This window comes from Planktotalea sp., from assembly GCF_965659345.1.
In the GTDB taxonomy this organism is placed as follows: Bacteria; Pseudomonadota; Alphaproteobacteria; order Rhodobacterales; family Rhodobacteraceae; genus Planktotalea.
Map to the genome: position 1 here is coordinate 1 of NZ_CBFHVK010000030.1, position 19,512 is coordinate 19,512.

Genomic DNA, 19,512 nt, shown 5'->3' on the forward strand with positions numbered 1-19,512 from the left:
TAGTGCCGCGCCGCTTAGTCCGTCGCTGCTGAAGGGGGTTCTAGTGTTATCAGATAATAGTCGCAAGACCTTTTTTGATCTAATTTCACTTTTTTCCATTTTTCTTATTTTACGCACAAAAACAGATGTTTGGAGGGCGTTCTTGATAATAAAAGTACGTGTCCGTAAGTTTACCTAGGGTCGAAATCACGACAATGTGGATAAGTCTTCAGTTATCCACAGACTCACGCGTGAATCGTCCCGTAATTCCAAGAGAACCCTTTGGAATCCGTAGTGCAAGCAATCCAAGAACCACCGCCATATACAGCAAAGGCTCTAACTGAATGCCTTTCGCAACCATAACAAAGTGCAAAGCGCCCAAGAAAGCGATTCCATATGTGAGCTTGTGAAGTTTACGCCAGCGTACCCCAAGCTTACGCACACTGAAGTTGTTTGATGTCATAGCGAGGGGAATCATCAACGCGAATCCAACCATCCCAACAGTAATGTAGGGGCGCTTTAGAATATCGGCCCAAATCTGGCTCACGATCTGCACATCAAGAACCAACCACACCAAGAGATGAAGAACGACATAGACAAATGTCATCACACCAATTGCACGGCGGAACTTCAAAAGGTTCACACCCAAGTGTTTTCTCAATGGGGTAATACAAAGACCAAGGATCAAGAGCTTTAGCGCGAACTCGCCAAGTTCATGCTCCAGCGCCTTTATCGGATCAGCCCCAGATCCTCCTGTCAGCCCCTCATAGAGAAACCAAGCCGCAGGAAGGATGCCGAGTATATAAACAAACCAAGCCGGAACTTTACGGGCTGTTCCATTTATCGTGTCTTTGATCATTAGAAGTTCACGCTCATGTCCATGCCTTCATAAAGGCTCGCAACTTCTTCTTCGTACCCATTCAACATTAGCGTTGGAATGCGTTTAGCAAACAAACCGCCTCCGATCTTGCGTTCTGTCGCTTGAGACCAACGTTGATGGTCGACCTCCGGGTTCACGTTGGAATAAAAACCGTACTCCCGCGCATTCGCGATATTCCAGCTGGTGGGTGGCTCTTTATCTGTCAGCGTAATCTTCACAACCGATTTAATAGACTTAAAGCCGTACTTCCACGGCACGACCAAACGCATGGGTGCGCCGTTCTGGTTGGGAATGTCTTTCCCATAGATCCCGGTCGCCATAATCGTCAGGGGATGCATCGCTTCATCAAGGCGCAAACCCTCTACATAGGGCCACTCTAGAGTTGGGAACTTTTGACCCACCATTTCTTCAGGACGATAGAGCGTTTCGAATGCGACGTATTTCGCGGATGACTGGACACCCGCAAGATCAAGCAGGTCTTTCAATTCGAAACCATTCCAAGGCACAACCATTGACCAAGCTTCGACGCACCGGAATCGGTAAATACGTTCTTCCACTGTCATCTTGGCCATAATATCGGTGAAATCATATTCACCCGGCTTATCAACCATACCGTCGATGGTGACAGTCCAAGGTGTCGTTGTAAGTGCACCCGCATTCTTAACTGGGTCGTCCTTACCCGTACCGAACTCATAAAAGTTATTGTAGCTGGTGATGTCCTCAAAGCTATTTGGCTCAAGCGCCTCTTGCGCAAGGGCTGCACGCGGACCGTCAATCGCTGTAGCAAGACCAAGACCCGCTGCACCGGCCATCAGTTGTCGTCTGTTCAAGAACAACGCGTGATCGGTAACATCATTATCAGAGAGGGTGTTTTTCCAGCGATATGCCATATTCATGCTCCTATGTTCCCAACCTACATAGAGAACGTCAGTTCACAGACCAATGGCGCTGCACTCACAATGCTGTTGGGGTTTTGCAACATTTGGCTTCCCCTTTGCCAACATCGGTGCAAAGCTTTGCTTCAAAAGAGGTGTGAGAGCATATGACTGACAAACCCCTAGGAGCGCTGCTTTCCGATTGGACAACTCCGGTCGCACCCGGCCGTATGACGCTCGAAGGACGCTATTGTCGGCTAGAACCTTTAAGCGCCGAAACGCACGCAGCGCTTCTGTTCAATGCCTTTGTCGATCAAGATGAACTATACGACTATTTACCAGCGGGTCCATTTCACTCTGCTGCGCAGTATCATCGCTGGGTTCGGGAAGTTACATCAGACGACAGCAGCCTGTTCTTTGCAGTATTTGATTTACGCCAAGAAGCTTATTTAGGTGTGCTCAGCTATCTACGTATCGCGCCTTCTGCAGGTTCGATCGAGGTAGGCAACATCAACTTTTCCAAAGCGATGCAGCGCAGCCCTGTTTCAACCGAAGCCGTCTATTTGATGGTGAATTGGGCCTTTGAGGCAGGGTATCGGCGCTTTGAATGGAAATGTAACGCGCGTAACAAACCTTCGCGCCAAGCAGCCCAGCGTTTGGGCTTTAGCTACGAGGGCATTTTTCGCCAAGCGCTAGTCGTTAAGGAACGAAACCGCGATACCGCTTGGTTCGCAATGATCGACAAAGAGTGGCCCGCAATGAAAGAAGCGTATCGCGTTTGGCTTGATCCAGCCAATTTTGATACCGAAGGCAAGCAACGTGAACGATTGGGAGATCTTACTGGGCTGGTCCGCTTTGCAAGTGATCCAACCCTTTAAATAGCCGCTTGCTCACTCAAGCGCTGACGGACCAATCCCGCAAGCTTTGCTTGGTGGCTATGCACTGTCGTCCCTGTCGCAGTCGCTTTTGCAAGAAGTTGTGCAGCTTCGCGAAGTGGTTCGTCCCGCGCACTTTTCGCGACCCCGCGCAAAAACTGTGCTGCATAATCCAAACGCATCAAATCCGCATCGTCTGACAACATTTCTGAAGCGTGCGCCATGTCATCACGATATGCGAGTGGATCGGGATCAACTTCTTCGTCCGTTATAGAACGTAACCCAGAGGGCCGCATATCTTCTGGCAAAGAATGAAGAACAGCGGTTTGAAAATTCGCCAAAGACGAAAGCGGCTTGCTCAGGAAGCCATCGGCACCCGCCTCGAGCGAAAGATCCTTTTTCGTGTCATCACCACTGATCGCCAAGAGCGAATGAATACGCGGTTCTGATCCTGCCAGCTCTTTGATCAACTCAGCGCCTGAGCCATCTGGAAGTCCAAGGTCAATGATCGCGACGCTGGGGCGATACACCTGTAAATGACGCCGCGCCGAACGCAGGCAATCCGCACGTCGAATACGTGCGCCGCTGCGCAGACAGAGAAGCCGCATCGCATCGCAGGCAAATCGGCTGTCTTCTACCACTAATATGGTTAATCCAAGCAACGGGCGGGTTGCAGTCGCCGCGGGCGTTAAGGATGTGTATTCCAGTTCATTCATGGTTCCCTCGAATCTATATCAGCTGCTCTCAACGCTAGGCCAACGAGCCTAACAAGTGATTAACCCTCCCCATATTTAGCGAGCCCGCGTCTATGCGTCCGCTTGCCGAAACTGACCTGCCGCTCCATATAGTGCGCAAAGAAATGAACCGGAGTGTCCCGATGATTGGACGATTGAACCACGTAGCCATAGCAGTGCCTGATCTTGAAGCCGCCGCCGCGCAATACCGTGACGCGCTTGGCGCAAATGTGGGGGCACCACAAGATGAGCCAGATCACGGTGTCACAGTTATCTTCATTGAACTGCCGAACACCAAGATTGAACTGCTCTATCCATTGGGTGACGACAGCCCGATCAACGGGTTCCTTGAAAAGAACCCGTCAGGCGGCATTCATCATGTGTGTTACGAAGTCGATGACATTATAGCCGCACGCGATCAAATGGTTGCGTCAGGCTTGCGCGTGCTTGGCAATGGTGAACCAAAGATCGGCGCACATGGTAAACCCGTCATTTTTCTGCATCCCAAAGATATGAACGGAACCCTTACCGAGCTGGAGCAAGTATAATGGGCATCACATCAGCGCTTGTTCTATTCGCAGTCATTTGGTTCATGACGTTTCTCATTGTTATCCCAATCCGTCTTCAAACCCAGGGGGACGTGGGTGAGATCGTTCCAGGCACGCATGCCGGATCCCCTGAACATCATAACCTCAAGAAGAAAGCATGGATCACCACTGCGATCAGTGCTGTTCTTTGGTGCATCATCGCAGGCACTATCATCTCAGGTGTGATCAGTGTGCGCGATCTTGATATGTTTAATCGGATGGGCGACGCATCTGTGTCTGATGGAACAAATGGGTAAAAGTTGCCGCGCCTAAGATCGGGATGAACAAGTTCAACAGTGGCACGGTCAGTGGCACTGCCATCAAACATCCCGCCAGCCAGATCAAACCGAAGTGTTCTTTACGCGCCTGCTTTGCGCCCTCTCGGCCAAGGCGGCGCATGGCGGCAATTTGAAAATACTCGCGGCCAAGCAAAAAGCCGTTTAGCGCCCAAAAGATGAAAATTGCTGCAAACGGCAACATCACATAGAGCAAGACCGCAACAATGTTTGCACCTATCAAAATGCCTAAGAAATTGATCGTGTCGCGCAAGGATTCGTAGAACGAAACACCTTTCACAGTAGGCAAATGCGCATAGTGTTTGGCCTCCACCGCGGAGGCAACTTCATCCAAGAAAAGCGACGTGATCGCCGACGCGACCGGCACCATCAAGAATGTTGACAAGAACAGCATCAAAAAGAGCGATCCCCAGCCCAGCAAATCGCCCAGCCAAGTGACTTCGCCAATAACCGGAAGTACCATCGTGCCATCCACTGCTTCATTCATCAGCGTCAGAAACAGCGCGTAAAAACCCGCGAGCAAGGCAATTGTCAGCGCAACACCCAGAAGCAGGACCCGGCGAAACCGTGGGTCGCCCATTTGCCCAATCGCTTTAAAAAATGACGAAAGGATCATGCGTCAACCCAAGACGTAATAGCGCTTAAATCAGGGCGCGGACGTTCCGGCGGTACCGTCTTTTCTGTACCGATATGAATAATACCAGCAACACTCTCGTGCAGGCCTAGACCGAAACCAGCCTCAATAAATTCACGGTCATGCGACGGCCAACCAGACAGCCAGTTTGCACCCCATCCGCTCGCCAACGCAGCATTCAAAAGCGCCAAACAAACAGCGCCCGCAGAATAGGTTTGCTCTATCGCCGGGACTTTTTCGGACGGCTTTTGCACCTCGACGACCACAACGGCCAATTCGCCTATTAAAAATTGCGCGGCCCCTTTGGTTGTCTTCTCTTCGTCATAACCAAGTTGTGCACCGCGCGCTTGAGCAAGCGTTGCCAAGCGATCCATCGCTTGGCCCTGTAACACGATAAAGCGCCACGGCTCCAACTTGCCATGATCAGGCGTGCGTGCTGCCGCCGTCAAAAGTGGCTCTAACTCATCACGGCTTGGCACGGGACCTTGCAACGTTTTCGCAGGGCGCGAACGACGTGAGAGCATAAAGTCCATCGCAGCTGGATTTGGATCTGGCACAAACGGCTCCTTCTTCGTTGCAGGCTACATCAGCACTCTGCGCGCAAGTTTCAAGCTTAAAGGCCTAGAGCATCTCGCATTTGCGTAATTTCGGAACTGATGAACCGCTGATGCGCGAGCCCCGGTTGACGTTTTACATAAAGCTCCGCCATCGGATCGGGTGCCGTGATTTTGCTGCCACTCATTTCTTCCAGCACACCATGCCCGCAAAACGGAACATAGACCTCTGAATATCCGCCCTCATGCGCCATCATCAAACGACCATCACAAATCTCATCCGCAAGCGCCGTGATCTGTCGCGTCATCTGACGAAACGTATCCGCTGTCGCCATCATCCGCCCAAGTGGGTCAATCAAAGCAGCGTCAAAGCCACAGGCGACAATGATCGCATCAGGTTGAAAGGCGCGTATCTGCGGAAGCGCAATCTGCTCCATGACTTTAAGGTAGCTTGCATGCCCAGCGCCTCCGCCTAACGGAATATTGAGATTGAAGCCTTCGCCCGCACCAGTACCCCGATCTTCAAAGTCGCCAGTGCCGACAGGAAAATTGTTCTCTTGATGGATCGAAATCGTCAGTACATCCGAACGATCATAAAAGATCGCTTCTGTCCCGTTACCATGATGCACATCCCAATCCAGCACAGCGATGCGTTTCGCGAGACCGCTGGCCAAAGCCGATTCAATGGCGACCGGAATATTCGCAAGCAAACAAAACCCCATCGGCGTATCGGCCGTGCAATGATGCCCGGGGGGGCGCGAAAGCGAATAGGCGTTCTTAAGGTCGCCCCTCAAAACAGCCTCTAATGCGCTCTTTGCAAGGCCAGCAGACTGCGCAGCTATCTCAAACCCACCAGGGCCAAAAGGACAGCGCGCACCAATTTCACCGCCACCAGTGTCAGAAAGGCGCTTAAACTCATCCAAAAAAGCCGCCGGATGCACACGCCGCAAATCTTCCATGCTTGCCAAGGGTGCGCTTTGCATCGCTAGGTCCCCCGATAGACCTGTCAGATCCATCAAATTCTTCATCCTGCGCTTGCTCTCAGGGCTTTCAGGCAAACCGCCGTTCACCATGGGCTGCACGAATCCCCCTACAGGGAACATGCTCGCGTAATTGCCGCCACCATGCCAAAATGTGCTCTCATCCCAGAAAAAACCTGTCTGCATCTTACGTTCCCTTCTCATCTTCCTCTGGCCGAATGCGGTACACGCCCTCTGGCAAATCCAGCGCTGCCGCGAGATCGCGCACTTGCTCCATGCTCAACGTTATCTTTTCCGCGCGATTTAGCCGTGGATTGAACTGTTCCAATGTGATGCATTCCGCAAATGCGTTTATCACCACATCCTCTTGGGCCGCGCTTTGCGCCTCATCCACAAGCGTGATGATGCTAGAGTCAAATTCGTGTTCGATACTAAACATGACGCCAGCTTAGGCCGCACTCGTAAAAGCAGCAACGCCAATCCCCGCAAATTCGTGACTGGTATTGAGCGCGTCAGCCACCTATCTTGTGCACGAACAGAGCATATGCAGGCAGTGCAAAACTATGAAGACATATCTTCTCGTCCCATTTCTAGCTTTCGGTCTTAGCGCCTGTGTATCCGTATCGCGCCCAGCGCCAACAGCACCGAGCGAACCAACGACACCAGCCGTCAGCACGCCGAACCCCACGACATCGCTACGCGCCGAACAAGCCGCACGTCAGTTTGTAAGAGTGGTGCGCACAGTTGAGCCTGTGGCCGAAGCAGAATGTCGCGCGCGCACAACCAATATGAATTGTGACTTTAACATCGTCGTCGATGATCGACCGGGCCAACCGCCTAATGCGTTTCAAACGCGTGACAAGGAAGGTCGCCCGATCCTCGCTTTTAACATCCCACTCATCGCCACGGTTCGAAATGCAGATGAGCTCGCGTTTGTTATGGGCCATGAGGCCGCGCACCACATAAGAGCCCACCTTGATCGTCAACAACGCAACGCCACCGCAGGCGCGCTTATCTTTGGTGGTATCGCCGCGATTACCGGCGCGGGCGAGCAAGCCATCGATTCAGCGCAACAAGTCGGCGCGACTGTCGGCGCGCGCGGCTATTCAAAAGACTTTGAATTAGAAGCTGATGAGCTAGGAACAGTGATCGCACATAAAGCTGGGTATGATCCTGTCATTGGCGCGGCCTTCTTCACAAAGATCGCGGATCCAGGCAATAAATTCTTAGGCACACATCCACCCAACGCAGCGCGTATTGAAACCGTGCGCCGAACTGCGGCAACACTGAAATAGTGTTCCAAATTGCGCATGTTGTCACAGACCGCGGCTCCAAATACGCGGTCAGCGGGGCACCTGCGCGCTCCAAAGCCGAAGCACTGAAACTTCTGAAAGAGCTCAAACGCAACAAGCGTTTCGCAAAAGCGACACATAATACCTGGGCGCTGCATTGCTCAGACAGTGGGCCAATCAAGAATGATGATGGTGAAAGTGGTGCAGGCGCGATTATCCTGCGTATGTTGGAACGCGCAAATCTGACGGATCATCTTATCGTTGTCACCCGTTGGTATGGCGGTACGCATCTAGGTGGAGATCGCTTTCGGCGAGTCCAAGATTGCGTCAATGCCTACCTAGATCAAGCGCCTGACCTTCCGTCGCAACCCGCGCAAAAGGATTGACAATCCCTGCTGGCGCTTCACTCTCTGCGACAAACTCTGGGAGGAGAGAAAAGATGCTAGGTCAAATGATGCAAGACCGCCTGTTGATTTCATCACTGGTGGATCACGCCGGAAAATATCACGGCACAACAGAGATTACGTCAGTCGAAACAGACGGCACAATTGCACGCTCTAATTGGGCCGAGGTCCAGCAAAATTCCAAAAAACTTGCCAGTGCACTGACAAAGATGGGGTTAAAACCTTCTGCGCGCTGCGCCACGATAGCTTGGAACAACCGTCGCCATTTGGAAATCTATTTTGGTGTCTCTGGTGGTGAGTTTGTTTGCCACACAATCAATCCACGTTTGTTCCCAGAACAGCTTGTCTACATCGTTAACCATGCCAAAGATGAAGTTCTGTTCATTGACTCCACCTTCCTCCCGCTTGCTGCCGCTTTGCGCGATAAGATGCCAACACTAAAGGCAATCGTCCTTATGGGTGCACGCGATGAAGCGGCGCTAAAGCAAATTCCAGAGCTTGTCTTTTACGACGAATTTATCGAAACGGGCGATGCAGAATACACTTGGCCGGACTTTGATGAACACACAGCATCTAGCTTGTGCTACACCTCTGGCACGACAGGCAATCCGAAGGGCGTTCTCTACTCGCACCGCTCTACCATGCTCCATAGCTTTGCCGCTGCTTTGCCCGATTGCATCGGTTTCAGCGCGCAAGATATCGTGCTTCCAGTTGTTCCAATGTTTCACGTCAACGCTTGGGGCTCCCCATATGCAGCCGCAATGGTTGGCGCACAGCTCGTCATGCCGGGTCCGGGGCTTGATGGATCAAGCTTGCTAAAGCTGATCGACACCGAAAAGGTCAACATCGCACTTGGTGTTCCGACTATTTGGCAAGGGCTGCTGATGGCTGCTAAGGAAACGGGCAGCACGCTTGAAACTCTCAAACGCACGGTCGTTGGTGGCTCTGCCTGCCCCCCAATTATGATTGATACATTTCGCGAAGAATATGGCGTTGACCTTGTTCACGCATGGGGCATGACCGAGATGAGCCCACTTGGCACGTCAAACAAACCGCTCGCCAAACATGCCAAGCTTCCTATCGCTGATCAGCACAAGCTGCGCGAAAACCAAGGTCGTCCGCCTTACGGGATGGACCTGAAAATTGTCGATGACGATGGCAACGCTCTCCCACACGATGATACAGCACAAGGTGATTTGCTCGTGCGCGGACCTTGGGTGATCTCGGGTTACTTTAAACCTGATAAAGTCGAAGAACTGCGTGATGGCTGGTTTGATACAGGCGATGTAGCGCGCATTGATGCTGACGGCTACATGACGATCTGTGATCGCTCAAAGGATATCATCAAATCAGGCGGTGAATGGATCAGCTCTGTCGAGCTGGAAAACATCGCCGTTGCACATCCTGATCTGCTCGAAGCTGCGGTCATCGGGGCAGCGCACCCGAAATGGGATGAACGCCCCGTTCTTGTCGCAGTAAAGGCTGCCGGGTGTGACCCTAATCCTGATGACCTTATTGCGTTTTTCGATGGAAAGATTGCGAGCTGGCAGAAACCGGACAAAGTGGTTTTCACTGATGCCCTACCGCGCAATGCGACGGGTAAAGTTCTGAAGCGTAACTTGCGTGAAGAGTTCGGCCAGGTCCTGATGGGGTGAGTGGCAAGCGCATCTTTGGCGGGGCGAAAATCTTGCTCCATCACAAAGGTGCGCTGCTTACTTACATGCGCGATGACAAACAAAGCATACCTTTCCCCGCCTTTTGGGATCTTCCCGGTGGCGGGGCAGAAAACCATGAAACCCCAATTGAATGCGCACTTCGCGAAACGTTTGAAGAGTTCGCGCTTTGTATACCTTCAAGCCGCATCACTTGGGAACGCGCATACGAGAACCCGTCGGACCCAAATGCGCCAAACTGGTTCTTCGCAGCCCCTTTAAAAGCCACGGAAATCAATGCAATCATATTCGGCAATGAGGGCCAGCATTGGCAAATGATGCCAATCGAGCGCTACTTAAAACACCCCAAAGCCATCCCACATCTGCAAGGCCGCGTGCGTGACGCTCTAGCCTAAGTACGTATTGATATCTGTGCTCTGTAAAGCATCGCTCGCGTGGGCAATCGCCTCTTCCTCGCTCGCGAATGTGGAATCAAACGCAAAGGCGGTTTTGGCACTGTTTACCACTTCCACACGCCATGCACTGCCTTGCTTCTCTGTCATGATCTCAAACGAGTGACCTTCAACAACGATCTGTTTTCCTGTTGCGCTCATCTCAGCTGCTCCTGTTGGCATTTTCGCCCTTAGTAGCCGTAAAACTCATCGCGTCGCAAGGAATCCTCCGACTTCTTCGAAGCTTCCACCCGAAGGCGTGCGGTGCGTGACATTTACTGTGGCGACCACCTCACCAGCGCTGGTGCCACCAATCAAGCCCGTGAAACTCCCCGCAGCAGGATTCCAAAGCTCTTGTCCATTTACAATCTGCCCGCCGCCCGTCTCGCCGCCAAAAGTGCCGTCCGTTTTTAAAACGGTCTGTTCCAGCACCAACATGCTGAGTGGATTAACCACATCAACCAGGTTGTCGGGGCGCTGTCTGAAAATACGCTGAGTGATACGACCACCCAACGTCGCCGCTTTGAAATCAACATCGATCTGCGCACGCCCATTGATCCGTCTCGTCGATGTGAAACCAGCGTAATCGCCATTAAATTGCGCACTGCCGATCAAGGGAAGCTCTGTCGCGCCGATCCGCCCGAAACTTGCAAGGTTGCGAACACTGCCCGCCAACCCACCTGAGTAGATAATGATCTTACTCCCGTCGCCTTGGGCAAAATACGCGTTGTGCACACCAGCCGCATCGCGCATGGCCAACATTGCGCCAAAGTCAGCAGTTGGGAAACGTGCCAACTGCGTATCTAGGCCCAGCGCGGTAAGCGTGAAAACTTGGGAACCTTCATCAAACTCCGCAGTGATGATACTACCACTCATCGCATCGTTGGTCGTAGTAGGACCAGGGATTGTGACAGAGGTTGGCGTTTCCTCTGCCGCAGTTTGCGACGTTTCAGCGCTTTCATCACAGGACTCGAGTTGGCAGATAATCTCAACCGGCGGATCCTCTTGGCCTGCACAAGCGAGCAAATTTAAGGACAAGAACATCATGAGAAAGCGCAGCAACATAGTTACTGTTTAGGAAAGAAAGGTTAGCAAAACCTTAAAACACTAAGTGTCCAACACGCCCCAGAGATCATATTCTCCGGCCTCATCGACAGTTACACTGACAATGTCGCCGACGCTCAGTCCCTCATAACCTTCATCGATGAACAAGTTGCCATCAATTTCGGGCGCATCCGCTTTCGTGCGGCAGGTCGCAGCATCTTCATCGATTTCGTCAACGATCACATCCATGCGCATGCCAACTTTGGCTGCTAGTTTCGCCTCTGAAATCGCTTGCGCCTTTTCCATGAACCGATCCCAGCGCTCTTGCTTCACCTCGCTTGGCACATGATCCGGCAACGCATTGCTGCGCGCGCCATCGACGTTTTCGTATTGAAAGCATCCAACACGATCAAGCTGCGCTTCGTCCATCCAATCGAGTAAGGTCTGGAATTCGGCCTCTGTTTCGCCGGGATAACCAACAATAAATGTCGAGCGCAGAGTGATGTCTGGGCAAGTTGCGCGCCATGCCGCGATTTCATCCAAAGTTTTCGAACCCGCCGCAGGGCGCGCCATGCGTTTCAACACATCAGGATGGGCATGTTGAAAAGGAATATCGAGGTAAGGCAGCAACCCATTTTCAGGATCAGCCATCAAAGGAATCAACTCACGCACAGACGGATAGGGATAGACATAGTGCAGACGCACCCACGCGCCCAATTTACCCATCTCGCGTGAAAGATCGGTGATATGTGAGCGCACGTCACTCTCTTTCCAGGGGTTCACATCATACTTGCGATCAAGACCGTAGGCAGAGGTATCTTGTGAAATGACCAATAGCTCTTTGACGCCGCTCTCAACCAACTTCTCCGCTTCACGTAAAACCGCGTGAGCAGGTCGCGACGCAAGCCGACCGCGCATATCGGGGATGATGCAAAACTTGCATTTGTGATTACAGCCTTCTGAAATTTTCAAATAGCTATAATGGCGTGGGGTCAACGACACACCCGACGCCGGAAGTAGGTCAACGAACGGGTCTGGTGAGGGCGGCACAGCGTTGTGCACGGCGTCCAAGACTTGCTCATATTGATGTGGGCCCGTGACGGCGAGAATATTGGGGTGGTGTTCGCGAATGTAGTCAGGCTCTGCACCCAAGCATCCCGTGACGATGACCTTGCCATTCTCTTGTAACGCTTCGCCAATCGCTTCAAGGCTTTCAGCCTTGGCACTATCGAGAAAACCGCAGGTGTTTACGATGACTGCGTCCGCACCACTGTAATCGGGCGACATGCCATATCCTTCAGCACGCAAGCGCGTCAGAATGCGTTCGCTATCAACCAAAGCTTTGGGGCAACCAAGGCTAACCATACCGATACGGGGCTGACCAGGGCGCGATGTACCATCCAACTTTGCAGCAGGAGCGAGATCAGGGCGGAGCGAAGGAGGGTTTTGTGTCATGGCGCGTTCTATACGAGGAAGCGCGCCCTAAGAGAAGAGCCTGCGCTCAAGCGATCTACCGCCTTTCGAACGATTCCAAGCGACCTTAGGTTGCAGCACGCTTTTTGCCGTCCTAGAGTCACAGAAAAATAGACAGCATAATAAGGCGGAGCAGCCAAATGCGTTTCTTGATCCGATTGATTTTGATCGTCGTTGTGGCGATCGCCATCGCCATTGTTGGTTTGTTAATGTTGCCGGGCGAGAAAATTGCACACATCGCAGCGGATCAACTGAGTAAGCAAACTGGGCGCGCTGTTTCGATCAGTTCGGAAACCTCAATCAGTCTTTATCCCACTTTGGGGGTCACCACAGGCCCCGCAAGCATCGCCAGCTCAGATTGGGCTAAGAACGGCCCATTATTGACCAGTGATAGCCTTGCGATTGGAATTGATGTGCCTGCTTTAATCGCTGGCACTATTCGTATCACCAAGCTGGAGGCAAAAAGCCCAAACATTGTTCTAGAGCGTGCTGCCGACGGCCGAATGAATTGGGATTTACTACCAAACAGTGACACATCTGATGAACCTGTTGCGAGCGAAACAAGCGAGGAGCAAAATTTTGATCTGTCACTTGAGCAAGCGCTGATCACAAGTGGATCGTTGCGCTATATTGCTCATGAAACAAGCACAGATCAGACGCTGAAAAATGTTGATATCGACCTGCGTTGGCCATCTTTAGGCGGGCCCGCTGATCTGATCTTAGGGGTTACGCCCTTCAACGATCGAATTTCGCTCAATACGACCGTCGCAGATGTGATGGGGCTGATTGGCGGCGAGCAAACAACGCTGAGCGGTAACCTGAATGCCGCTGGTGCTGATCTTGCGTTCGAAGGCATTGCATCAATCAAACCAGAAGCGGCGATGCAGCTGAATGGCACAATCCCTCAAGTCGGCGCTCTCATGCGTGCGCTCGGGCAAGAGCCTTCTGCTTTTGGTCTTGACTCTGATTTCAACCCAAGTGCGCGCATAAATAGCCAAGTCAGTTTTGACGGCACACGCCTTGCGTTGCGCAAGATCGCTTTGGGACTGGATGACAGCTCTGTGTCTGGTGATGCAGACATCGTCATTGCGCTGGGCGCTCCACAGGTCACCGCCAAGTTAGAGGCTGATGTTAAGAACGCTGGTCAACTCATGCGGATGTTGGGGCAAGCCCCTGAACAATTTGGTCTTGATGCTGCGTTTAATCCTAACCTCAAAAGTAACATCGCCCTTTCGATGAGCGGCGATGATTTAAACGCACAACTGACAGGCGTTAACGCTACACTCGACGGCTCAAGCGTCGCTGGGAAAGGCGCGATTATTCTCAAAAGTGGCGTTCCAAATATCACGTTAAACATCGATGCTGACGTGAAAAATGCAGGTCAGTTGATGCGCACGCTTGGACAAGCGCCCGAAAAATTCGACCTTGATGCCGCGTTTAACCCCGATTTAAAAAGCGCGGTCGCTCTTTCTATGAACGGTAGTGATATCAGCGCAAATCTAACGGGTTTGACGGCATCGCTTGAAGACACGCGTATCTCTGGCGATGCAAATATTGCGCTTAGGAACAGCGTTCCGGCTGTGACCGCAAATCTTGCTGTGAACCTACCCAATGTTGCGCGCGCCGCCGCACTTGTTGGGCAACCCTTGAGCAACTTTGGCCTTTCTGCAAATGCAGCGCCATCCCTGAAATCCAACATCAATGCGCGCATTCAAGGCAGTAATGTAACCGCCAATCTGCGCGATTTGAGCGCGACGCTCGCGGGTGCAAGTCTTTCCGGTGCGATTGATCTCGCCCTATCGGGCAGCACGCCCAACGTATCCGGCACGATCAACGCAAATGTACCCAGTACTGCAAATTTGATGCGGGCTTTGGGGCAAGGCGCGCCTGATCTGCCAAAAGGCTTCGGCCAAGCGATCAGCGCAAGTACTGGGCTGTCATTTAAATCTAACCAGCTCGATCTCACTGGGCTAAAGGTCTCACTTGATCAAAACACTCTCACGGGCGGTGTTTCTGTTAACTTGGCTGGTAGCGTTCCAAACATCAATGCGAGCCTTCAAGCTGGGAATCTTGATCTCAGCGCGCTTAATCCAGACGACGATACGAGCAGCGAAAGTTCTGCAGGTTCTGGGTGGTCCAAGGACCCGATTGATGCCAGCGCTCTGAGTGCGTTGAATGGTAACATTAACCTCAAAGCAAGCTCCATTAACCTTGGAAAAATCAAACTTGGTGCTGCTGATCTTGGGGTCAGCATTGACCGCGCCCGCGCTGTTGTATCGATCAACGATCTCAACGCTTATCAAGGACGGTTTGGTGGGCAACTGGTGGCCAACAATCGAAACGGGCTGTCTGTTGGCGGTGATTTGCGCGCAAACTCAATCGCGCTTGGCCCATTGCTAACTGCGCTCGCGGATACTGATAAAATCAGCGGTAATGGCAACTTGAACCTGAAATTCTTAGGCGTTGGTAATTCCCTTGATGCAATCATGCGCTCGCTCAGCGGTAATATTGCGATGTCTGTACCCCAAGGCGAAATTGCAGGCATCGATCTGGAGGGCCTTATTCGCCAAGGCAATGCAAATGCACGGCGCACATCATTTGAAAACTTGCAAGCCAGCGGTGTTCTGAAAGACGGCAATCTACGCAACGATGATCTAAGTGCTAAAACTGGGCGCGTTGAAGCGCGCGGCGAAGGCAACATTAATCTTGGGGCACAGACGATTGATTACCTCCTCACCCCTGTCGTGAACAACGTAGGGGAGCAAGATAGGATCGAAATACCTGTGCGCATCAAAGGGCCTTGGGCAAACGTTTCCGTGCGCCCTGACCTGCAAGCGGCTCTTAACCTAGAGAACGAGCGCAAAAAGCTCGAAGAACAAGCACGCCAAGAGATAGAGCGCGAAAAGCAAAAGCTGCGCGACAAGGCAGAAGCGGAAAAAGCCAAGCTGCGCGCGCAAGCACAAGCTGAAGCCAAAAAACTAGAAGATCGCGCAAAAGCGAAAGTGGAAGAAGCCGCGCGCAAAGCAGCACAGCGCGCAGCGGACAAGTTAAAACTGGATCAAGCTCAACAACAAAGGCTGCAAGACGCTGCCAAAGGCGCGCTTGAGCGTGAGCTTGGGAATGGTCTTCGCAATCTACTTGGCGGCAACTGAGGCGGGTTCGATAGGGGGATAGAGCTTGGACATCAGTTCAGACCGCCCATTGTCCTGCATCAGTCGCACATGATGGCGACGTAGCTGACGTGGTTCAGTGACACCAACAGAATGAGCGATGGTTTCGACCTCTTTCACGAGGCTTTTGGCATAGCGGGCTACGCGTTTATATTTATCTTCAACCACCAACCCCTTTTGAAACCGCTTGTCATGGGTGGTGATCCCCGTGGGGCAGGTGTTTTTGTTGCACTTTAACGCTTGAATGCACCCAAGCGAGAACATGAAGCCACGCGCAGAGGTGATGAAATCCGCCCCCGCTGCCAACGCCCAAGCAAGATCGCCGGGGTTCACCAATTTGCCACTTGCGACGATGCGGATACGATCCTGAAGGCCAGCACTATTGCGCATATCCGCCACGATCGGCAGGGCCTCACGAATGGACATACCAACCAAATCGATCAAAGGCATGGGCGCAGCACCTGTGCCCCCCTCGCCCCCATCAATCGTGATGAAATCAGGCGCAGACGCTGCACCACGTAGATTGATCTCGTCAAACAGGCCTTGGATACCTGCTTCTGTACCCACGACAGTTTTAATGCCAACAGGCTTGCCCGTCACATCACGCATATGCGCAATCAGATCCAGCAGATCCCCCCAATCATCCACATCCAAATGACGGTTGGGCGATAGACTATCTGTTCCTTCAACAATCCCGCGTATTTCGGCAATTTCCTTTGTGACCTTCGCCCCCGGTAGGATGCCGCCTTTGCCCGGTTTTGCGCCCTGCGCCAGTTTGACTTCAAACATTCGGACATTTTCGTGTGCCGCAGCCGCACGCAGTTTATCATCGCTCAGGCCACCCTCAGGATCGCGCACACCGTATTTCGCCGTGCCGACCTGAAAGACAACATCGCATTTTCCTTCCAGATGGTACGGGCTAAGCCCCCCCTCACCTGTGTTGAGCCAAATCCCTGCTTCCTGAGCACCTCGGCTCAGCGCTTGGACCGCCGGCTTGGAAATTGCACCATAACTCATGCCAGAAATATTGAAAAAGCTCTTCGCTGCGAAAGGCGTGCGTGTCTCAGCCCCGATAATCATCGGTTCAGAACTGGCGAACTGATCATCCAACGGGGGAAAAGCGGCATTCGCAAAGATCGGTGTCCCGATAACGTTTAAATTGCGGGTAGACCCAAAGGCGACTGTATTGCCTTTGCCCTCTCCCGCTCGTTTAACCCATTCACGTTGTGCACGATTAAAAGGTAATTCCTCGCGGTCCATAGCAAAGAAGTATTGGCGAAAAAACTCGCCCAGCGTCGAAAACAAATGCCTGAAACGCCCAATCACTGGATAGTTGCGTCGAATAGCATCTTCTGTTTGCAAACGATCCAGCACAAAGAGAACCAGCGCCACCATTGCCAGCACACCGACGACACAAGCGAACAAAATCGCCAGCGTATCCAGCACATTCATCGCAAATCCCATCATACATCTCCAAGATAATTTACAGCGGCGCGGATATTCCATGCCCTTTAACCTGAGTGTGTCCAATTCTTGTGATACTCACAAGAGAAAGAATGCGCATGTAACGGGCGTACAACTACGCAAAATTGCATAAAATCAATAACATCGAGCTAACGTCATATAACAAGAAAGTGAGTGGCCCCAAACAAAGGTGCTTGCTTAGCGCGCTCCGTAATTCGTCAACCCCGATCGGCGAAAATCCCCGCTGATCCAAGGCACAAAACACCCCGTATCCCTATCAATACCAACCACGGTATTGGTCTAAACTTTTGATAGGATATACACATGCTACGTAGAACTTACCTCGCACTTACTGCCGCTGCTTTGATCTCTGGCCCTGCGTTCGCAGGCGGACATTCCAAAGACATCGTTGATACAGCAGTTGGTGCCGGCACATTCGGTACGCTTGTTGCAGCTGTTCAGGCGGCAGGTCTTGTCGACACACTGAAAGGCGACGGTCCATTCACGGTATTCGCGCCAACAGATGAAGCGTTCGCAGCATTGCCAGAGGGCACAGTTGAAACACTCCTGATGCCTGAGAACAAAGACCAGCTGACGGCGATCCTGACGTATCATGTCGTCGCAGGCAAAGTCATGGCAGCTGACCTCAGCGATGGTATGATGGCGACGACAGTGCAAGGCACAGATGTCGAGATTAAAACAGAAGGCGGTGTCACTGTTGGCGGGGCAAACGTCACAGCGGCAGATATTGAAGCTTCCAACGGCGTAATTCACGTAATTGATGCGGTGATCATGCCCAAGATGTAAACGATCCACGCTTTTCGGAATAGAAGACCCCCAGCAGTTTAACCTGCTGGGGGTTTTTGTTTGTCGCAGGTTTTTGCGCATATTGTGTAAAACCATCGGCTTAGATTAGCCGACATTCAAAGCCCGCGCTTGGTCCTGCGTTTCGCCGCTGATCGAAATACCGTAAACACGCGGACCTCAGCCGAAAACTTCTGTTTGAGACACCAGCGATGTGTTCTCGCTCAGCAATGTACATGCTCCTTTAACGCGCTGTATTACAACGCGTCTAACTCGAAAGGAGACTACTCATGTACCTCAAAGCCGCACTCACACTCACGGCACTCACCCTTGCAAGCACAAGCTTTGCCATGTCGGACGCAGACGCGAATGACGACAAAATGCTCAGTATGGACGAGATGAAAGCAGCCTATCCTGAAATCAACGAGGATCAGTTCACCTTGGCTGATGCCAATGGCGATGGCGCCTTAACAGAACAAGAACTTAAGGACGCTGTTGAAGCCGGTGTTCTTCCTGATCTCGGCGGCTAAGGCATACTCCAAACCGCGAGACCTTCCGTCCAGGTTAACCCACTCACGCAGACGTCTGGCACGGAAGATGGGGTGCAGGTCTTTGACCGCCTGCACCCCAGCAGTTTTCTATAGACCAAGCAGTTTGGGCAAGTCTTTCATATCGCCAAACAGTTCATCACAGATCGCGGCAAGCCGCTCTTTCGGGGTTTCACCGTAAAAACCATAGGTACGCATCCCAGCAGCCACGCCCGCTTTTGCGCCACTTGCGCTGTCTTCAATCACCACGCAACGTGCGGGAGCAATGCCTGCTTGCTTGGCCGCGTGTAGATAAACGTCGGGGGCAGGCTTTGCATTTGGCACATCCTCACCCGAATAGATACGCCCTGCGAGACGCTCTTTGAGGCCCGTCCGCGTGAGCGTGACCTCCATTTTGGCGTGCGGCCCGTTCGAGCCGATTGCATAAGGAATGCCAGCAGCGTCCAAAGCATCCAGTACAGCAATCGCACCAGGGATCACTTCGACCTCTTGCTCTAATGCTGCGAATATTTCTGGATAAATCAGATCCAACCAATCTTTTGGCAAAGAAGCGCCCAGCTTTATTGCGTTGTTCATCGCACCTTGCATTGTACCACCCACAAATAATCGGGCAATTTCATCGGTCTCCAACTGTAAACCATAACGCTTAAAGCTGGCCTGCATCACGCGATCTGTAATTGACTCACTATCAACGATCACGCCATCGCAATCGAAAATCACCATATCTGGGGGCATTTGCATGAAAAACGGCCTCGCGTGTTGTTGCGAGGCCGTTGTCTGTTTTTAGTGCCGCACTGTCAAAGCACAGAGTGTTT

General features: G+C 52.2%; 22 protein-coding genes. 10 read left to right on the plus strand and 12 right to left on the minus strand.

The window, feature by feature from the left end:
- Positions 1-208: 208 nt before the first annotated feature.
- On the minus strand, positions 209-838 hold the full coding sequence (msrQ, locus tag ACTG3Z_RS16520; RefSeq protein ID WP_439144115.1) for a protein-methionine-sulfoxide reductase heme-binding subunit MsrQ: 630 nt from the start codon (positions 836-838) through the stop codon (positions 209-211).
- Entirely contained in the window at positions 838-1,749 is a 912-nt protein-coding gene (gene msrP, locus ACTG3Z_RS16525) for a protein-methionine-sulfoxide reductase catalytic subunit MsrP (protein WP_439144116.1), read from the minus strand. Before msrP ends, msrQ begins: the two co-directional genes overlap by 1 nt.
- A gap of 152 nt (positions 1,750-1,901) precedes the next feature.
- Between msrP and ACTG3Z_RS16530 the strand changes: the two genes are divergently transcribed.
- Entirely contained in the window at positions 1,902-2,612 is a 711-nt protein-coding gene (locus ACTG3Z_RS16530; RefSeq protein WP_439144117.1) for a GNAT family N-acetyltransferase, read from the plus strand.
- Here ACTG3Z_RS16530 and ACTG3Z_RS16535 read toward each other — a convergent pair.
- Positions 2,609-3,325 carry a response regulator gene (locus ACTG3Z_RS16535; protein WP_439144118.1) on the minus strand — a complete coding sequence of 239 codons (717 nt, stop codon included), beginning with the start codon at positions 3,323-3,325 and terminating at the stop codon, positions 2,609-2,611. The two genes, ACTG3Z_RS16530 and ACTG3Z_RS16535, sit on opposite strands and share 4 nt — an antisense overlap.
- Before the next feature lie 161 nt (positions 3,326-3,486).
- On the opposite strand from ACTG3Z_RS16535, the gene mce reads away from it, so the two are divergent.
- Positions 3,487-3,891: a methylmalonyl-CoA epimerase gene (mce, locus tag ACTG3Z_RS16540; RefSeq protein WP_375267157.1), complete on the plus strand. Its 405-nt coding sequence runs from the start codon at positions 3,487-3,489 to the stop codon at positions 3,889-3,891.
- Complete coding sequence (locus ACTG3Z_RS16545) at positions 3,891-4,187, plus strand: DUF1467 family protein (RefSeq protein ID WP_439144119.1); 297 nt, start codon at positions 3,891-3,893, stop codon at positions 4,185-4,187. The genes mce and ACTG3Z_RS16545 overlap by 1 nt, the downstream gene beginning before the upstream one ends.
- Here the strand turns inward: ACTG3Z_RS16545 and ACTG3Z_RS16550 are convergent.
- Genes ACTG3Z_RS16550 through ACTG3Z_RS16565 form a run of 4 tightly spaced genes read right to left on the minus strand, consistent with a single transcriptional unit; the run spans position 4,141 to position 6,833 of the window.
- Positions 4,141-4,842 (minus strand): EI24 domain-containing protein, encoded by a 702-nt coding sequence (locus ACTG3Z_RS16550; protein ID WP_439144120.1) that lies wholly within the window; start codon positions 4,840-4,842, stop codon positions 4,141-4,143. The genes ACTG3Z_RS16545 and ACTG3Z_RS16550 overlap by 47 nt on opposite strands.
- Positions 4,839-5,417: a nitroreductase family protein gene (locus tag ACTG3Z_RS16555; RefSeq protein ID WP_439144121.1), complete on the minus strand. Its 579-nt coding sequence runs from the start codon at positions 5,415-5,417 to the stop codon at positions 4,839-4,841. The genes ACTG3Z_RS16550 and ACTG3Z_RS16555 overlap by 4 nt, the downstream gene beginning before the upstream one ends.
- A 56-nt stretch (positions 5,418-5,473) precedes the next feature.
- Positions 5,474-6,580, minus strand: coding sequence for a class II histone deacetylase (locus tag ACTG3Z_RS16560; protein WP_439144122.1), 1,107 nt, complete (start codon positions 6,578-6,580; stop codon positions 5,474-5,476).
- A gap of 1 nt (position 6,581) precedes the next feature.
- Positions 6,582-6,833, minus strand: coding sequence for a hypothetical protein (locus tag ACTG3Z_RS16565; protein ID WP_375267150.1), 252 nt, complete (start codon positions 6,831-6,833; stop codon positions 6,582-6,584).
- 124 nt (positions 6,834-6,957) lie between these two features.
- On the opposite strand from ACTG3Z_RS16565, the gene ACTG3Z_RS16570 reads away from it, so the two are divergent.
- Genes ACTG3Z_RS16570 through ACTG3Z_RS16585 form a run of 4 tightly spaced genes read left to right on the plus strand, consistent with a single transcriptional unit; the run spans position 6,958 to position 10,158 of the window.
- Positions 6,958-7,689: a M48 family metallopeptidase gene (locus tag ACTG3Z_RS16570; RefSeq protein WP_439144123.1), complete on the plus strand. Its 732-nt coding sequence runs from the start codon at positions 6,958-6,960 to the stop codon at positions 7,687-7,689.
- Entirely contained in the window at positions 7,689-8,072 is a 384-nt protein-coding gene (locus ACTG3Z_RS16575) for a YigZ family protein (protein ID WP_439144124.1), read from the plus strand. Before ACTG3Z_RS16570 ends, ACTG3Z_RS16575 begins: the two co-directional genes overlap by 1 nt.
- A gap of 53 nt (positions 8,073-8,125) precedes the next feature.
- The gene (locus ACTG3Z_RS16580; RefSeq protein ID WP_439144125.1) at positions 8,126-9,745 is read left to right on the plus strand and encodes a long-chain-fatty-acid--CoA ligase; all 1,620 of its coding nucleotides are present in this window, start codon (positions 8,126-8,128) and stop codon (positions 9,743-9,745) included.
- Positions 9,742-10,158, plus strand: a complete 417-nt coding sequence (locus ACTG3Z_RS16585; protein WP_439144126.1) for an NUDIX hydrolase — start codon at positions 9,742-9,744, stop codon at positions 10,156-10,158. The genes ACTG3Z_RS16580 and ACTG3Z_RS16585 overlap by 4 nt, the downstream gene beginning before the upstream one ends.
- Here the strand turns inward: ACTG3Z_RS16585 and ACTG3Z_RS16590 are convergent.
- The 3 genes from ACTG3Z_RS16590 to rimO are packed head-to-tail and all read right to left on the minus strand — an operon-like array spanning position 10,150 to position 12,693.
- Positions 10,150-10,356, minus strand: a complete 207-nt coding sequence (locus ACTG3Z_RS16590) for a hypothetical protein (protein WP_439144127.1) — start codon at positions 10,354-10,356, stop codon at positions 10,150-10,152. The two genes, ACTG3Z_RS16585 and ACTG3Z_RS16590, sit on opposite strands and share 9 nt — an antisense overlap.
- Positions 10,357-10,401: 45 nt before the next feature.
- Positions 10,402-11,259 (minus strand): hypothetical protein, encoded by an 858-nt coding sequence (locus tag ACTG3Z_RS16595; RefSeq protein ID WP_439144128.1) that lies wholly within the window; start codon positions 11,257-11,259, stop codon positions 10,402-10,404.
- Between the two features lie 42 nt (positions 11,260-11,301).
- The gene (gene rimO, locus ACTG3Z_RS16600) at positions 11,302-12,693 is read right to left on the minus strand and encodes a 30S ribosomal protein S12 methylthiotransferase RimO (RefSeq protein ID WP_439144129.1); all 1,392 of its coding nucleotides are present in this window, start codon (positions 12,691-12,693) and stop codon (positions 11,302-11,304) included.
- A gap of 158 nt (positions 12,694-12,851) precedes the next feature.
- Between rimO and ACTG3Z_RS16605 the strand changes: the two genes are divergently transcribed.
- Positions 12,852-15,863 carry an AsmA family protein gene (locus tag ACTG3Z_RS16605; RefSeq protein ID WP_439144130.1) on the plus strand — a complete coding sequence of 1,004 codons (3,012 nt, stop codon included), beginning with the start codon at positions 12,852-12,854 and terminating at the stop codon, positions 15,861-15,863.
- On the opposite strand, the gene ACTG3Z_RS16610 is transcribed toward ACTG3Z_RS16605, so the two are convergent.
- On the minus strand, positions 15,846-17,345 hold the full coding sequence (locus ACTG3Z_RS16610) for an FMN-binding glutamate synthase family protein (RefSeq protein ID WP_439144142.1): 1,500 nt from the start codon (positions 17,343-17,345) through the stop codon (positions 15,846-15,848). The genes ACTG3Z_RS16605 and ACTG3Z_RS16610 overlap by 18 nt on opposite strands.
- Before the next feature lie 324 nt (positions 17,346-17,669).
- On the opposite strand from ACTG3Z_RS16610, the gene ACTG3Z_RS16615 reads away from it, so the two are divergent.
- A complete protein-coding gene (locus tag ACTG3Z_RS16615; RefSeq protein WP_439144131.1) occupies positions 17,670-18,152 on the plus strand; it encodes a fasciclin domain-containing protein in 483 nt (160 codons plus the stop codon).
- A 287-nt stretch (positions 18,153-18,439) separates the two neighbouring features.
- The gene (locus tag ACTG3Z_RS16620) at positions 18,440-18,679 is read left to right on the plus strand and encodes a hypothetical protein (protein WP_439144132.1); all 240 of its coding nucleotides are present in this window, start codon (positions 18,440-18,442) and stop codon (positions 18,677-18,679) included.
- Between the two features lie 108 nt (positions 18,680-18,787).
- Here the strand turns inward: ACTG3Z_RS16620 and ACTG3Z_RS16625 are convergent, their stop codons facing one another.
- Positions 18,788-19,438, minus strand: coding sequence for an HAD family hydrolase (locus ACTG3Z_RS16625; RefSeq protein ID WP_439144133.1), 651 nt, complete (start codon positions 19,436-19,438; stop codon positions 18,788-18,790).
- Positions 19,439-19,512: the final 74 nt, after the last annotated feature.

Bases quoted from the DNA above. Each gene is read 5' to 3' on its own strand.
- msrP (WP_439144116.1), bottom strand. From the start codon at position 1,749: ATGGCATATCGCTGGAAAAACACCCTCTCTGATAATGATGTTACCGAT.
- ACTG3Z_RS16535 (WP_439144118.1), bottom strand. From the start codon at position 3,325: ATGAATGAACTGGAATACACATCCTTAACGCCCGCGGCGACTGCAACC.
- ACTG3Z_RS16565 (WP_375267150.1), bottom strand. From the start codon at position 6,833: ATGTTTAGTATCGAACACGAATTTGACTCTAGCATCATCACGCTTGTG.
- ACTG3Z_RS16560 (WP_439144122.1), bottom strand. From the start codon at position 6,580: ATGCAGACAGGTTTTTTCTGGGATGAGAGCACATTTTGGCATGGTGGC.
- ACTG3Z_RS16610 (WP_439144142.1), bottom strand. From the start codon at position 17,345: ATGGGATTTGCGATGAATGTGCTGGATACGCTGGCGATTTTGTTCGCT.
- ACTG3Z_RS16590 (WP_439144127.1), bottom strand. From the start codon at position 10,356: ATGAGCGCAACAGGAAAACAGATCGTTGTTGAAGGTCACTCGTTTGAG.
- ACTG3Z_RS16595 (WP_439144128.1), bottom strand. From the start codon at position 11,259: ATGTTGCTGCGCTTTCTCATGATGTTCTTGTCCTTAAATTTGCTCGCT.
- rimO (WP_439144129.1), bottom strand. From the start codon at position 12,693: ATGACACAAAACCCTCCTTCGCTCCGCCCTGATCTCGCTCCTGCTGCA.
- ACTG3Z_RS16550 (WP_439144120.1), bottom strand. From the start codon at position 4,842: ATGATCCTTTCGTCATTTTTTAAAGCGATTGGGCAAATGGGCGACCCA.
- ACTG3Z_RS16605 (WP_439144130.1), top strand. From the start codon at position 12,852: ATGCGTTTCTTGATCCGATTGATTTTGATCGTCGTTGTGGCGATCGCC.
- ACTG3Z_RS16570 (WP_439144123.1), top strand. From the start codon at position 6,958: ATGAAGACATATCTTCTCGTCCCATTTCTAGCTTTCGGTCTTAGCGCC.
- ACTG3Z_RS16615 (WP_439144131.1), top strand. From the start codon at position 17,670: ATGCTACGTAGAACTTACCTCGCACTTACTGCCGCTGCTTTGATCTCT.
- ACTG3Z_RS16620 (WP_439144132.1), top strand. From the start codon at position 18,440: ATGTACCTCAAAGCCGCACTCACACTCACGGCACTCACCCTTGCAAGC.
- mce (WP_375267157.1), top strand. From the start codon at position 3,487: ATGATTGGACGATTGAACCACGTAGCCATAGCAGTGCCTGATCTTGAA.
- ACTG3Z_RS16580 (WP_439144125.1), top strand. From the start codon at position 8,126: ATGCTAGGTCAAATGATGCAAGACCGCCTGTTGATTTCATCACTGGTG.
- ACTG3Z_RS16530 (WP_439144117.1), top strand. From the start codon at position 1,902: ATGACTGACAAACCCCTAGGAGCGCTGCTTTCCGATTGGACAACTCCG.
- msrQ (WP_439144115.1), bottom strand. From the start codon at position 838: ATGATCAAAGACACGATAAATGGAACAGCCCGTAAAGTTCCGGCTTGG.
- ACTG3Z_RS16625 (WP_439144133.1), bottom strand. From the start codon at position 19,438: ATGCAAATGCCCCCAGATATGGTGATTTTCGATTGCGATGGCGTGATC.
- ACTG3Z_RS16545 (WP_439144119.1), top strand. From the start codon at position 3,891: ATGGGCATCACATCAGCGCTTGTTCTATTCGCAGTCATTTGGTTCATG.